The sequence below is a fragment of the Pseudorhodoferax aquiterrae genome, assembly GCF_014652235.1.
In the GTDB taxonomy this organism is placed as follows: Bacteria; Pseudomonadota; Gammaproteobacteria; order Burkholderiales; family Burkholderiaceae_C; genus Pseudorhodoferax; species Pseudorhodoferax aquiterrae.
The window spans coordinates 51035-64171 of the sequence record NZ_BMYK01000016.1; the positions used below are offsets into that span (position 1 = coordinate 51035).

Annotated in this window: 12 protein-coding genes; 6 read left to right on the forward strand and 6 right to left on the reverse strand. The window is 72.7% G+C overall.

The features are described from left to right. Positions 1–5: 5 nt before the first annotated feature. The 6 genes from IE209_RS21440 to IE209_RS21465 form a co-directional block, all read right to left on the reverse strand. Entirely contained in the window at positions 6–578 is a 573-nt protein-coding gene (locus tag IE209_RS21440) for a DUF3455 domain-containing protein (protein ID WP_189688946.1), read from the reverse strand. Between the two features lie 119 nt (positions 579–697). Next, positions 698–1705 (reverse strand): tripartite tricarboxylate transporter substrate binding protein, encoded by a 1008-nt coding sequence (locus tag IE209_RS21445; protein ID WP_189688947.1) that lies wholly within the window; start codon positions 1703–1705, stop codon positions 698–700. A 59-nt stretch (positions 1706–1764) separates the two neighbouring features. Continuing rightward, entirely contained in the window at positions 1765–3882 is a 2118-nt protein-coding gene (locus tag IE209_RS21450; protein WP_189688948.1) for an acetate--CoA ligase family protein, read from the reverse strand. After that, positions 3879–5054: an acyl-CoA dehydrogenase gene (locus IE209_RS21455; RefSeq protein WP_189689023.1), complete on the reverse strand. Its 1176-nt coding sequence runs from the start codon at positions 5052–5054 to the stop codon at positions 3879–3881. Before IE209_RS21455 ends, IE209_RS21450 begins: the two co-directional genes overlap by 4 nt. Before the next feature lie 44 nt (positions 5055–5098). Beyond that, positions 5099–5518, reverse strand: coding sequence for a Zn-ribbon domain-containing OB-fold protein (locus IE209_RS21460; protein WP_189688949.1), 420 nt, complete (start codon positions 5516–5518; stop codon positions 5099–5101). Positions 5519–5526: 8 nt separating this feature from the next. Continuing rightward, a complete protein-coding gene (locus IE209_RS21465) occupies positions 5527–6735 on the reverse strand; it encodes a thiolase family protein (RefSeq protein WP_189688950.1) in 1209 nt (402 codons plus the stop codon). 150 nt (positions 6736–6885) lie between these two features. Here IE209_RS21465 and IE209_RS21470 point away from each other — a divergent pair, with 150 nt between their 5' ends. From IE209_RS21470 to IE209_RS21495, 6 genes are all read left to right on the forward strand, one after another. Beyond that, positions 6886–7791, forward strand: coding sequence for a LysR family transcriptional regulator (locus tag IE209_RS21470; protein ID WP_189688951.1), 906 nt, complete (start codon positions 6886–6888; stop codon positions 7789–7791). A 111-nt stretch (positions 7792–7902) separates the two neighbouring features. Next, positions 7903–9531 (forward strand): thiamine pyrophosphate-binding protein, encoded by a 1629-nt coding sequence (locus IE209_RS21475; RefSeq protein ID WP_189688952.1) that lies wholly within the window; start codon positions 7903–7905, stop codon positions 9529–9531. A 5-nt stretch (positions 9532–9536) separates the two neighbouring features. Next, positions 9537–9953 (forward strand): GNAT family acetyltransferase, encoded by a 417-nt coding sequence (locus IE209_RS21480; protein ID WP_189688953.1) that lies wholly within the window; start codon positions 9537–9539, stop codon positions 9951–9953. A 23-nt stretch (positions 9954–9976) separates the two neighbouring features. Continuing rightward, the gene (locus IE209_RS21485) at positions 9977–10891 is read left to right on the forward strand and encodes an EamA family transporter (protein WP_189688954.1); all 915 of its coding nucleotides are present in this window, start codon (positions 9977–9979) and stop codon (positions 10889–10891) included. Positions 10892–10934: 43 nt separating this feature from the next. Continuing rightward, a complete protein-coding gene (treF, locus tag IE209_RS21490; RefSeq protein WP_189688955.1) occupies positions 10935–12530 on the forward strand; it encodes an alpha,alpha-trehalase TreF in 1596 nt (531 codons plus the stop codon). A gap of 23 nt (positions 12531–12553) precedes the next feature. Beyond that, positions 12554–13108, forward strand: coding sequence for an NYN domain-containing protein (locus IE209_RS21495; protein WP_189688956.1), 555 nt, complete (start codon positions 12554–12556; stop codon positions 13106–13108). Positions 13109–13137 lie beyond the last annotated feature (29 nt).

Below are 13137 nucleotides of genomic sequence, written 5' to 3' on the forward strand. Positions count from 1 at the left end.
TGGGGTCAGGAGGCCTTCCAGAAGATGTAGTCGGCCTGGTAGGGCACCGTCACGCGCTGGCCCTTGCTGGCCATGGTGCACGGCATGCTGGCCGGGGCCACGCCGCCCTGCAGCGCCACGCGCTGGATGTAGGTCACGCCGCTCATCGCCCCGCTGCCCATGGCCGGGTTCGCCTTGACGAGCTGGTAGGGCAGGCTGGACGGCCCCGACGGCGCGACGGCCAGCTGCGTGGCGGTGAGCTTGGACCCGTCGCTCGCCTCCCAGGTCGCCGGCGGGCCGTAGTAGCGGCCCACCTGCTTGCCACTGCGGTCCATGAGGCGGGCCTCGGGGCCGACGAAGGTCCATTCCGTCTGGCCCGGCATGTTGGCCTTGTCGCGGCATTCGTACAGGATCTCTCCCTTGCCCACGGTTTCCAGGGCCACGCGGTTGCCGGCGGGCACCTGGATGCTGGCGGGCAGGCTGGCCTGCGAGAAACCCATGCCGCCGGCGCCCGGCATGGCGCCGCAGGCGGCCAGCAGCACGGTGGCGGACAAGGCAGCGCCCAGGGCTGCGCGGTGGGTCAGGGTCGAAGAGGTCATACGGGAGGCTCCGGCTTGTTGAAGGTGCTGCCACTACGGGCGAGGCGCCTGGCCGGATGCAGCGGCCCTCGAAACAATTTGTAAACGCCCCTGCCCCTCTGCACCGCTGCCGCGAGCGGCTACATCTTGGCGTCGGTGACGCCCAGCGTCTCCCCCAGCGACCGGTACAACTCGTACTGCTGGCGCACGAACTCGCGCGTCTCCTCGGGCGACTTCACGGAGGGAACGGAGGCGGTCTGCGCAGTTGCCGCGCGCCATTGCGGATCCTTGGCGATGGTCTGCATGGCAGCCACCAGGCGCGTGCGCACGTCCGAGGGCAGGCCGGGCGGTGCCAGCACCGCGCTCCATCCGACGATGCCTTCCATGGCCTCGTAGCCCAGTTCACGCGCGGTCGGCACCTCGGGCAGCTCGGCCATGCGCTCGGCCGAGGTGACCATCAGCGCGCGCAGGCTTCCGGCCCGGATGTGGGCCAGGAACGAGCCCAGGCTGCCGCACGAGAACTCCGTCTGGCCGGCCAGCAGCGAGGTCACGGCCTCGCCGGTGCCCTTGTAGGGAATTTGGGTCGGCGTCTGCTCCGTGAGCTTGAGCAGGCGGAACAGCTGGCGCGGCCCCATGTCGTTGGTGGTCAGCACGCCGGCCGTGCCGTAGTTGAGCGCCTTGCCGCGCGTCTTCATGCCCTGCACCAGTTCGCCGAAGGTCTTGTAGGGCGATCTGGCGTTGACGACGCAGCCGTAGGGATTGAGCTCCAGCGTGCCGATGAAGGTGTAGTCGTCCCACTTGTACCGGGTGGAGGTCGGCATGATGGCCGGCAGGATGGCTTGCGAACCCGTGCGTGCGAGCAACAGCGTGTAGCCGTCCGGCGGCGCGGCGATGACCTGGGCCGAGCCGATCACGCCGCTGGCGCCGACCTTGTTCAGCACCACCACCGGCTGGCCCAGCGCGCGCGTGGCGGCGGCCGCGAAGGTCCGCGCTGCCAGGTCGGCGTCGCCGCCGGCGCTGTAGGGCGCCACCACGGTGATGGCGCGGTCGGGGTAGCCGCCCTGGGCCGCTGCCAGGCGGGCCAGCAGCAGCAGGCCGGCGCCGAGCAGCCGCCGCGCCCGGCACCGCAGGAATGAACGCGTGTGCATGGTCTTGTCTCCTTGCTTGTTGGTCGTGGGATGCGCCGCAGGCCGGGCGCGGGCGAAACTCAGGCGGGCGGGTCGCGCAGCACCATCACGCAGTCGACGGCGACCGGCCCCTCGGCTCCGACGCGCACAGGATTGAGGTCCAGCTCGGCCAGCCGGGGCGTGGCCGCGGCCCAGCGCGACAGATCGGCCAGCAGCCCGGCAATGGCGCGGCGGTCCACGGCCGGCTGGCCGCGCACGCCGTCCAGCAGCGCGCCCATGCGCAGTTCGGCCAACATGGCCATGCCCTCGTCGGGGCCGAACGGCGCGCGGCGGAACGCCACGTCCTTGAGCACCTCGACCAGCACGCCGCCGCTGCCCACCATGACCACCATGCCGAACACCGGGTCGCGCTGCACGCCGACCACCAGTTCGACATGGCCGGCCGCCATGGGCTGCACCAGGACACCGTCGATGCGCGCGTGCGGCGCATGGCGCGCGGCATTGGCCCGCAGCGTGGCGACGGCGGCGCGCACGGCGTCCTCGTCGTCGAGCCGCAGCAGCACGCCGCCGACCTCGGTCTTGTGGGCGATGTCGGGCGATTCGATCTTCAACGCCACCGGCCCGCCGAAGCGGCGCCAGGCGGCCACGGCGGCGTCGGCATCGGGCGCGAGCACCACCGGGGCCATGGGCAGGCCGGCCGCCTGCAGCCAGGCCGTGGCCTGCACGCTCGGCACCATGCCCTCCAGCTCGGCCGCCCCGGCGGGCGCGGCCATGGCGGCCAGCCCTGCGCCGGGCGGCGGACTGCGCAGGCCGGCGTGGTGCCGCGCCAGCGCCGCGGCGGCCTCCACCGCGCGCTCGCCCGCGCCATACACCACGATGCCCAGCGCCCGCAAGCGCTGCAGCGCCGCCGCCGGCGCGGCCACCCAGCAGACGAAGAAGGGCTTGGTGGTGCGCGCCTGGATCTCCTCGAAGATGCCGACCAGCTTGTCCACATGCGCCGTCATGAGCTGCAGCCAGACGATGCCCACGTGCACCTGTGGATCGTCCAGCAGCGTGACCACCGCTTCGCGCAGCAGCTCGGGCCGGGCGACGAACTGGCCCGTCACGTCCACCGGGTTGCCGGCCGCGCCGAAGGCCGGCATCACCCGGGCCAGGCGCTGCTGCGTGGCGGCGCCCAGTTCGGGCACGGCCAGGCCCATCTCCTCGGCCCGGTCGGCCATCATCACGCCGGCACCGCCGGACTGCGTGGCGATGCCCAGGCCGAAGCCGGCGCAGGCGCGCGGCTGCGCCAGCGCCTCCAGCATGTCCAGCATCTGCTCCTCGTTGCGCGCGCGCAGCACGCCGTGCTGGCGGACCACGGCATCGAACACCGCATCCTCCACGGCCAGCGCGCCGGTGTGCGAAGCCGCTGCACGGGCGCCGCTGGACATGCGCCCGACCTTGGTCAGCACCAGCGGCTTGCCCAGTTCGCGGCAGCGCTGCGCCAGCCGCATCAGGCCCTCGCCATCGCTCAGGCCTTCCAGGTAGCCGGCCGCCACGCGGATGCGCGGATCCTCCACCACGGCCAGCATCAGTTCGGCGAACTGCAGGTCGGCCTCGTTGCCGGTGTTGATGAAGTAGCCCAGCCCCAGGCCGCGCTGGCGCACCAGCGCCGCGATGGCCGTGCCGAAGGCGCCGGACTGCGTGACGAAGGCGATCGGCCCCGGCCCGGTCTCGCCGTCGGCGTACTGGCTGAAGGTGGCGTAGACGCTGTCGAACGCGTTGATGAAGCCCAGGCAGTTGGGGCCGCACAGCAGCACGCCGGCGCGCCGGGCCGTGTCGGCCAGGCGCTGTTCCAGCGCGCGGCCGGCCGCGCCCATCTCGCCGAAGCCCGAGCTGAACACCACGGCGGCGGGCACGCCGCGCGCGCCCAGCGCCGCGATGCTGTCCACGACCTCGCTGGCCGGCACGGCGACGATGGCCAGGTCCACAGCTTCGGGCAGGCTGGCGATGTCGGGCAGGCAGGCCAGGCCGGCGATCTCGCGGTACTTGGGATTGACCGGCAGGATGCGCCCGCGAAAGCCCTTGTCGATCAGGTGCTTGAGCGGGCGGCCGTTGACCTTGGCCAGGTCGGCCGAGGCGCCGACCACGGCGATGCTGCGCGGGTGCAGCAGGCGCGCGATGGCCTGAGCGCGGGGGGAGGTGTCGGTGGGGTTCATGCGAATGCCGAGATGCCGGTCTGGGCGCGGCCGAGGACCAGCGCGTGGATGTCGTTGGTGCCTTCCAGCGTGTTGACGGTTTCCATGTTCAGCACGTGGCGGATCACGTGGTAGCCGTCGGAGATGCCGTTGCCGCCATGGATGTCGCGCGCCTGCCGCGCGATCTCCAGCGCCTTGCCGGCGCAGTTGCGCTTCATGAGCGAGACCATCTCCGGGCTGGCGCGGCCCGCGTCGCGCAGGCGGCTGAGCTGCAGGCAGGCGTGCAGCCCCAGTGCGATCTCGGTCTGCATGTCGGCCAGCTTCTTCTGCACCAGCTGGTTGGCCGCCAGCGGCCGGCCGAACTGCCGGCGGTCCAGCGCGTACTGCCGCGCCGCATGCCAGCAGAACTCGGCCGCGCCCATGGCGCCCCAGCAGATGCCGAAGCGCGCGTTGTTCAGGCACGCGAACGGCGCGCCGATGCCCTGGGCACCGGGCAGGCGCTGCGCCTCGGGCACGAACACCTCGTCCATCAGGATCTGCCCGGTGGGCGAGGCGCGCACGGAGAACTTGCCCTCGATCTTGCTGGTGGCCAGGCCCTGCATGCCGCGCTCCAGGATGAAGCCGCGCACCTCGTCTTCGTCGTCCTTGGCCCAGACCACCATGAGGTCGGCGATGGGCGCATGCGTGATCCAGGTCTTGGTGCCCGACAGGCGCCAGCCGCCTGCGACCTGGCGTGCGCGCGCCCCCATGGAGCCAGGGTCCGAACCGTGGTCGGGCTCGGTCAAGCCGAAGCAGCCGAGTCGCTCGGCCCTGGCCATGGCCGGCAGGTAGCGCTCGCGCTGGGCCTGGCTGCCGAACAGGTAGATGGGCATCATCGACAGCGTGCTCTGTACGCCCAGCGCCGAGCGGAAGGCCGTGTCCACGCGCTCGAACTCGCGGGCGATCAGGCCATAGCCCACATAGCTGATGCCGGCGCAGCCGAAGCCCTCGATGGTCGCGCCCAGGAAACCCAGCTCGCCCATCTCGCGCATGACGTCCAGGTCGAACTCTTCGTGGCGGTGCGCCATCAGGATGCGCGGCATGAGCCGCTCTTGCGCATAGGCGCGTGCGCTGTCGCGCACCATGCGCTCCTCCGCGCTGAGCAGCGCATCCAGGCACAGCGGGTCCTGCCAGTCGAAGGCCACGCCCTGCATGGCGGCGCGGCGCAGGGTCTGGCGGTCGGGTTCGTCCGTGCGCGTCATAGCGGATGGAACTTGGGAATGCCGGCCTCTTCTGAGATGGCCTCGAAGTGCACCCCGACCCGCATGCCGACGCGCACGTCCTCGGGCCTGCAATCGGTCAGCTGGGCGTACAGCCGCGCACCATCGTCCAGGTCGATCAGGCACAGCACGATCGGCAGGTCGGCCTGCCAGCCGGGGTAGTTCATGGCCACCGAGCGCGACACGGTGTGCGCGTAGACGGTGCCGGTGGGGCGCGCGTCGGCCCACTGCAGTTCGCGCGCGCCGCATTCGATGCACCAGGGTTTGGGATGGAAGTTGAAGGTGGCGCAGCGCCCGCATTTCTGCAGCACCAGGCGCCCCTCCCTGGCGGCGGTCCAGAACGGGCGGGTCTGGTCGGTGAGCGTGGGCAGCGGCTTGTGCAAGCTGGCGTCGGACATGGTGGAGCTCATTCGTTGGACAGGACGATGGACACGCAGCTGCGGCCGGGGCGTCCATAGGGGATGCCGCCGAAGCCGCAGGCCGCGCCGATGCGCGCGTTCTTCACCTGGCGCGCGCCGGCTTCGCCGCGCAGCTGCGCCACCGCCTCGACCAGTGGCATGAAGCCGCCGATGGCCCCGCCGGGCTGGCCGCCCGAGAGCTGGCCGCCGTCGGTGGAGAGCGGGAAGTCGCCGTCGAAGCGCAGGTCACGCTCCTCGATGAAGCGCGCGCCCTCGCCCTTCCTGCAAAAGCCCCAGTCCTCCACCGTCAGCATCGAGATGAAGGGGTAGTCGTCGTAGGGCTGGAAGAAGTCGATGTCGGCATGCGCGACGCCAGCCATCGCCAGCGCTGCCGGGCCGGCGACGGCGAAGCCCGTGGTGGTGATGTCGGGCAGCGCGCGCGGCCCTTGGTAGTAGTTGTTGGCTTCGCCGAAGCCGCGCAGCCACACCGGCCGGTCGGTCAGGCTGCGCGCGGTGGCGCCCGAGGTGACCACATAGGCCAGGCCGCCGTTGACGATGGGGACGCAGTCGAGCAGGCGGATCGGGTCGGACAGCATGCGCGAGGCCATGTAGTCGTCCACGCTGAAGGGCTGGCGGTAGATCGCGCCCTCGTGCAGCGAGGCGTGGAAGCGGTTGCTCGCGGCGATCTTGCCCAGCGTCTCGAAACGCAGGCCCGGGAACTGGTGCATGTAGCGGGTGAGCACCAGCGCGAACTGCGCGGTGGCGCCCATCACGCCGAAGGGCCCCTGGAAATCCCAGTAGACGCCGCGCGTGCGCTCGGGCGACAGCGGCAGCCCCGGCGCCGCGGACGGGATGTTCAGCGGCGTGTCGGCCCCCACCACGAGCACGCGGTCGACGATGCCGGCGCGGATCATGCCGGCCGCGCGCACCAGCATGGCCGCCGCCGAGGCGCCGCCCTGGTCCGCGCGCAGCAGGATCTGCGGGCTCAGCCCCAGGTTCTCGGCCGTCGCGGCCGACCAGTTCACCGTGTGCGCGGTCTCGGCATGGGCCACGCCCAGGCCCTGGCCGTCGAAGTCGTTCTTGGACAGGCCGGCCTGTTGCAGCGCCAGGTCGGCCGCCCAGGCGATGTATTCGTCGACCGTGTAGAGCGTCTCGCCGGGTTTGGCGCGGCTGTAGGGCGTGCGGCCATAGCCGACGATGGCAACGTCTTGGAGCATCGATTGCGTCCTCTGGTGGGAGTGGAAGGTTCAGCGGCCGGTCGCGGCCGGCGCACCTTGGTCCGTTCGCCCCATTCTCAAAACGGCGCGACTATTCGACAACTTTTGATAGCAAATGCAGAATATTCAGATTCCAAATAGAGGAGACGCATGAACCTGCGCACGCTGGACCTGAACCTGCTGCTGGTGTTCGACGCGGTCTATACCGAGCGCAGCATCTCGCGCGCCGCCTTCAAACTGCACCTGTCGCAGCCCACGGTCAGCAACGCACTGGCGCGCCTGCGCGAGCGCCTGGGCGACGCGCTGTTCGAGCGCAGCGCCCAGGGCATGGCGCCGACGCCGCGCGCCAAGACGCTGGCCGAACCGATCCGCCAGGCGCTGGCCCTGCTCGAGCGCGGGCTGCGCGGCGGCGACGACTTCGACTACGCACACGCCGAACGCGAGTTCGTCGTGGCGGCCGAGGACTACGGCGAGACCGTGGTGCTGCCGCGCTTCATCGACTGGCTGGGGCAGGTCGCACCCGGCATCCGCATCCGCATCCGGCCCGAGCCCGGCGCGCAGCTGCAGGCCGAGCTGCGCGAAGGCACGGTGGACCTCGCGCTCGACTACTTCGCCCCACAGGACCCCGCGGTGCTCAGCAGCTGCGTGCTGACCGAGAGCCTGCTCACGCTGGCCCGGCGCGACCACCCGCTGGTGGGCGAACGCCTGGGCCTGGAGACCTACCTCGCGCTGCGCCACGTGGTGCTGGCGCACCAGGGCCATTCGCGCCCCATGATCGACCTGGCGCTGGCCAAGCGCGGGCTGTCGCGCCACATCGCGGTGACGGTGCCGCACTTCCTGTCGATGCCGCTGCTGGTGCAGACCAGCGACCTGGTCTGCACGCTGCCGCGCCGCATGGGCCAGCTCTACGCCGACCATTTCCGGCTCAAGGCGCATGCGGTGCCGCTGCGCACGCCGCAGTTCCCGGTCTACCTGCTGTGGCACCGCAACGCCGAGCAGGACACCGGGCACCGCTGGTTCCGCGAGCACCTGGTGGAGTTCTGCCAGCGGCTGTGACGCCGTGCGGCGCGCGGCGCACCCTGGCGGCTGCGGCCGGCAGGCCGGACGCCGGATTGGGGTAGAAAGCCCTCCCCGCGGCCCGCTGCCGCGCCCTCCCACAAGGTCCCCATGCTCGGAGCCCAGCTCATCGTCCGCGCGCTCGCGCGCCAGGGCGTCACCACCGTCTTCAGCCTGCCCGGCAACCAGATCATGCCGGTCTACGACGCCTGCCTGGACGCCGGCCTCCGCATCGTCCACGTGCGCCACGAGGCCGCGGCCGTGGCCATGGCCGACGCCTGGGCCCAGGTCACGGGCCATGTCGGCGTCGCCCTGCTGACGGCCGGCCCGGGCCTGGCCAACGGCCTGGCGCCGCTGATGTCGGCGCTGCACGCCGAAAGCCCGGTGCTGCTGCTGTCCGGCGACACGCCGCTGGCCGAGGACGGCCTGGGCGCGTTCCAGGAACTCGACCAGGCCGGCATGACCCGGCCCGTCACCAAGGCGGCCCGCCGCGTGCGCACGCTGGACGAGCTGGCCGGCGCCATCGACACCGCCATGGCGCAGGCGCTGGCGCCGCGCCGCGGCCCGGTGCATCTGGCGCTGCCGTTCGACCTGCTGACGGCCAGGACGGGCCTGGCCGACCTGCCGCCCCTGCCCGCGGCCGCGGCCGCACCGGCCGCGGACGGCGCCACCACCGACACGCTGGCCGCGCTGCTGGCCCAGGCACAGCGCCCGCTGCTGCTGGCCGGCCCCAGCGCGGCCCGCGTGCACCAGCGCGCCGCCTGGCAGGCACGCAGCGAGGCCCTGGCCACCCCGCTGCTATGTCTGGAGAGCCCGCGCGGCCTGCGCGATCCTTCGCTGGGCGCGGCCGCCGAATGCCTGGCCGGCGCCGACCTGCTGGTGCTGGCCGGCAAGCCGCTGGACTTCACGCTGGGCTTCGGCCGCAGCAGCGTGTTCGGGCCGCAGGCCCGCGTCGTCGTGCTGGACCCGGACCCAGCGCTGGTCGCACGTGCGCGCCGACAGCTCGGCGACCGGCTGGCCCTGGCCTGCGTCTGCGAGAGCGGCGCGGCGCTGGACGCGGCCATCGCCCGCGCCATGCCCCCGCCCGACCGCAGCGACTGGCGGCGCACCGTGGCCACCGCGCTGCAAACGCGCAGCCAGCCCAAGCCGGCGCCCGTGGCGCCCGGCCGCATGGGCTCGCGCGCGCTGTGCGAGCAGGTGCAGCAGTTCCTGGCCAGCGCGCACGCGCCCATCGTGGTCTGCGATGGCGGCGAGTTCGGCCAGTGGGCGCAGGCCTTCTGCCAGGCCCCGGTGCGCATCGTCAACGGCGTGGCGGGCGCCATCGGCGGCGGGCTGCCCCAGGCCATCGCGGCCAAGATCGCGCGGCCCGAGGCCACGGTGGTCGTGCTGATGGGCGACGGCACGGCGGGCTTTCACCTCATGGAGCTGGACACGGCCGTGCGCGAGGCCGCGCCCGTGATTGCCGTCATCGGCAACGACCTGCGCTGGAACACCGAGCACCAGATCCAGCTGCGCAACTACGGGCCGCAGCGCCTGGTCGGCTGCCAGCTGGCCGAAAGCGCGCGCTACCACGCGGTGGCGCAGGCGCTGGGCGGCTTCGGCGCTGCGGTGCACGCGGAAGCGGACCTCGCCACCGCCCTGCGCCAGGCCCAGGCCAGCGGGCTGCCGGCCTGCATCGACGTGGCCATCGACGGCCAACCCGCGCCGGTGTTCGGCGCAGCGCAGACCACTGGACACTGAGCGCCATGCAGATCCGTCCCTACCTGGAGGCCGACGAGGCCGCCGTCGTCGCGCTCTGGCAGGCCTGCGGCCTGACCCGCCCCTGGAACGACCCGCACAAGGACATCGCGCGCAAGCTCACGGTGCAGCGCGAGCTGTTCCTGGTCGGCGAACGCGACGCCCGCATCGTCGCCAGCGTGATGGCCGGCTACGAGGGCCACCGCGGCTGGGTCAACTACCTGGCCGTAGCGCCCGAACTGCGGGGCCAGGGCCATGGCGCCGCGCTGATGCAGCACGTCGAGCAGGCGCTGCGCGCGCGCGGCTGCCCCAAGATCAGCCTGCTCGTGCGCTCGAGCAACAGCGCCGTGCTGGCCTTCTACCGCCGCCTGGGCTATGCGGTGGACGAGGCCGTGCCCCTGGGCAAGCGGCTGATTCCGGACTGACCAGGGGGCACAATCCGCGCCCCATGCCCGCACCCGCACTGCTTCCCCGCCCGACCGCCCTGCTGCTGCTGTCGGCCATCGCCTGCTGCTTCGCCGGCAACCACGTGGCCGCGCGGCTCGCGTTCGACGACGGCGCCGGCGTGCTGACGGCCGTGCTGTGCCGCGCCGGCACCGCGCTGCTGGTGCTCGGCACGCTGGTGCTGGTGCGGCATGAGCGGCTGGCGTTGCCGGCCGCCACGCGCCGCTGGCAGCTGCTGCTGGGCTTGTTGATCGCCGTGCAGAGCCTGTGCCTGTACTCGGCTGTGGCGCGCATCCCGGTGGCGTTGGCGCTGCTGCTGGGCAATACCTTCCCGGTGCTGCTGGCGCTGCTGAACTGGGCCAGCGGCGGCCAGCCGCCGACGCGGCGCGCCTGCGCGGTCATGGGCGTGGTGCTGCTGGGCCTGCTGCTCGCGCTGAACGTGCCGGCGCGCCTGGAGGAGGCGCGCACCGGCACGGGCGGCATCGCCTGGGGCGCCGGCGTGGCCTTCGCGCTGACGGCGGCCTCGGTGTTCGCCTGCGCGCTGTGGGTCACCGACCGCAAGCTCGCCGCGCTGCCGGGCACGGTGCGCAGCTTCTACACCATGCTCACGGTCTGCTGCAGCCTGGCCATCGCCGGCGCGGCCGGCGCCATTCCTGGCGGCATGGCCTGGCCCCAGCACAGCCAGGGCTGGGCCGGCCTGGTGGTGCTGATGCTGCTCTACACCACGGGCTTCACGCTGCTGTTCGTGACGGTGCCGCGGCTGGACATGGCGCGCAACGCGCCCATGATGAACGTGGAGCCCATCGCCACGCTGTTCATCGGCTGGGCCGTGCTGGGCCAGTGGCTGGCGCCGATCCAGATCGCGGGCACGCTGGTGGTGCTGGCCGGCATCGTGCTGCTCTCGCGCGATCGGCGTTGACCGACAGCGTGCGGCGGCCGAAGCGGGCAAGATCGGCGCGTCCATGCACCCCGCACCGCCCGCCCCCCGCGGCATCCACACCGAGCCCGCCACACGCCACGCCGCGGCCCAACGCCACCCGCCGCCGGACACGCTGACACCGGCCGACCGCTACGCGGAACTCTTCGAGGCGGTGCAGCGCGCAGGTGTGTTCGCCGACAGCAAGACCTTTCCCGACTGCGCGCCGCGCGGTGCGCCCGAACAGATCCTCGCGGCCTACCGCCGAGACTGCACGGCGCCGGGCTTCGACCTCGCCGCCTTCGTGGCCGCGCATTTCGAGCCCCAGCGGCCGGCGCTGGCCAGCCATGCCGGCGCGCCGGCGCAGGACCTGCGCGGCCACATCGACGCACTGTGGGACGCGCTGACGCGCCACCCCGACCGGCACCCGCACCGCGGCTCGCTGCTGGCGCTGCCGCATCCCTACGTGGTGCCGGGCGGGCGCTTCGTCGAGATGTACTACTGGGATTCGTACTTCACCATGCTGGGCCTGGCGGCCAGCGGCCGCACGCAGCTGCTGCATGCGATGACCGACAACTTCGCCTACCTGATCGAGCGCTTCGGCCATGTGCCCAACGGCACGCGCACCTACTACCTGAGCCGCTCGCAGCCGCCGCTGTTCGCCTGCATGGCCGAGCTCTGCGAGGGCTGCGGCGGCCAGGGCGCGCTGCGCTACCTGCCCCAGCTGCTGCGCGAACACGCCTTCTGGATGGACGGCGCCGACCGGCTGGCCCCGGGCCAGGCCCACCGGCGCGTGGTGCGGCTGGCCGATGGCACGCTGCTCAACCGCTACTGGGACGACCGCGACCAGCCGCGCGAGGAGGCCTGGCGCGAGGACGTGGCCACCGCCGCGGCGGCGCCGCAGCGGCCGGCGGCCGAGGTGTTCCGCGACCTGCGCGCCGCCGCCGAGTCGGGCTGGGACTTCAGCAGCCGCTGGCTGGACGCCCCGGCGCCCGGCAGCGACCGGCTGCAGGCCCTGGCCAGCATCCGCACCACACGCATCCTGCCGGTGGACCTCAATGCGCTGCTGCACAAGCTGGAAAGCCGCATCGCCCACCTGGCCGCGCAGGCCGGCGACCACGCCACGGCGCGCGGGCACCAGGCCCTGGCCGACGCGCGCCACGCGGCCATGGACCGCTGGCTCTGGAACGAGGACGCAGGCGCCTGGCTCGACCTGGACTGGCCCGCGCAGCGGCCGCGCCCGGCCCTCAATGCCGCCACCGCCACACCGCTGTTCACGCGCACGGCCAGTGCCGCGCAGGCGCGCCGGCTGGCCGACACGCTGGCGCGCCGCCTGCTCGTGCCAGGCGGCCTGGCCACGACCGAGCAATGCAGCGCCGAGCAATGGGACCGGCCCAACGGCTGGGCGCCGCTGCAATGGATCGCCGTCGAAGGCCTGGCCGCCTACGGCCTGGACGCACTGGCCGGCGAGATCCGCACGCGCTGGCTGCGCACCGTGCAAGCGGTGTACGGCCGCGAGCACCGGCTGGTCGAGAAGTACGCGCTGCGGGCCCATCCCGAGGCCCAGGGCGGCAGCGGCGGCGAGTACCCGCTGCAGGACGGCTTCGGCTGGACCAATGGCGTCACGCGCCAATGGCTTTGAGGCCGCGGCTACGATCGCGGCCCATGCCGCATTCCCATGAACCGCCCTGCGTCGCCCTGTACTGGGATTTCGAGAACCTGCACGCCGGCCTGGTCGAGGCCCGCGCGGGCGAAGGCCACTATGCCAAACCCGACGTGCGCTTCAAGCTGCAGGAGCCGCTCGTGGACGTGGCGGCCGTCACCGCTGCGGCCACCACGCAGGGCCCGCTGGCCATCCACCGCGCCTACTGCAACTGGCAGTTCTTCAGCCGCTACCGCGACGCGCTGATGCAGGCCGGCATGGACTTGGTGCAGATGTTCCCGCCCGGCGGCGCGGCCAAGAACGGCGCCGACATCCGGCTCAGCCTGGACGTGCTGGAGGACCTCGGGCGCTTCCCGCACATCCGCACCGTGGTGGTGGTGGGCGGCGACAGCGACTTCCTGCCGCTGGCGCAGAAGGTCCACGCGGCCGGCCGCCGGCTGGTGGGCGTGGGCACGCGGCCCAACACCAACCGCCACTGGGCCGGCAGCTGCGATGCCTTCCTCTGGTACGAGGACCTGGTCGGCGGCGTGGCCGCCGAACCGGCACCAGGCGGCTGAACGGGGACGCAAACACGGCTCCTATACTG

What these genes read in the sequence shown, in the direction of transcription:
- IE209_RS21465 (WP_189688950.1), bottom strand. Translation starts at nt 6,735, where the DNA reads ATGCTCCAAGACGTTGCCATCGTCGGCTATGGCCGCACGCCCTACAGC.
- treF (WP_189688955.1), top strand. Translation starts at nt 10,935, where the DNA reads ATGCACCCCGCACCGCCCGCCCCCCGCGGCATCCACACCGAGCCCGCC.
- IE209_RS21440 (WP_189688946.1), bottom strand. Translation starts at nt 578, where the DNA reads ATGACCTCTTCGACCCTGACCCACCGCGCAGCCCTGGGCGCTGCCTTG.
- IE209_RS21480 (WP_189688953.1), top strand. Translation starts at nt 9,537, where the DNA reads ATGCAGATCCGTCCCTACCTGGAGGCCGACGAGGCCGCCGTCGTCGCG.
- IE209_RS21455 (WP_189689023.1), bottom strand. Translation starts at nt 5,054, where the DNA reads ATGCAGGGCGTGGCCTTCGACTGGCAGGACCCGCTGTGCCTGGATGCG.
- IE209_RS21470 (WP_189688951.1), top strand. Translation starts at nt 6,886, where the DNA reads ATGAACCTGCGCACGCTGGACCTGAACCTGCTGCTGGTGTTCGACGCG.
- IE209_RS21445 (WP_189688947.1), bottom strand. Translation starts at nt 1,705, where the DNA reads ATGCACACGCGTTCATTCCTGCGGTGCCGGGCGCGGCGGCTGCTCGGC.
- IE209_RS21495 (WP_189688956.1), top strand. Translation starts at nt 12,554, where the DNA reads ATGCCGCATTCCCATGAACCGCCCTGCGTCGCCCTGTACTGGGATTTC.
- IE209_RS21485 (WP_189688954.1), top strand. Translation starts at nt 9,977, where the DNA reads ATGCCCGCACCCGCACTGCTTCCCCGCCCGACCGCCCTGCTGCTGCTG.
- IE209_RS21475 (WP_189688952.1), top strand. Translation starts at nt 7,903, where the DNA reads ATGCTCGGAGCCCAGCTCATCGTCCGCGCGCTCGCGCGCCAGGGCGTC.
- IE209_RS21460 (WP_189688949.1), bottom strand. Translation starts at nt 5,518, where the DNA reads ATGTCCGACGCCAGCTTGCACAAGCCGCTGCCCACGCTCACCGACCAG.
- IE209_RS21450 (WP_189688948.1), bottom strand. Translation starts at nt 3,882, where the DNA reads ATGAACCCCACCGACACCTCCCCCCGCGCTCAGGCCATCGCGCGCCTG.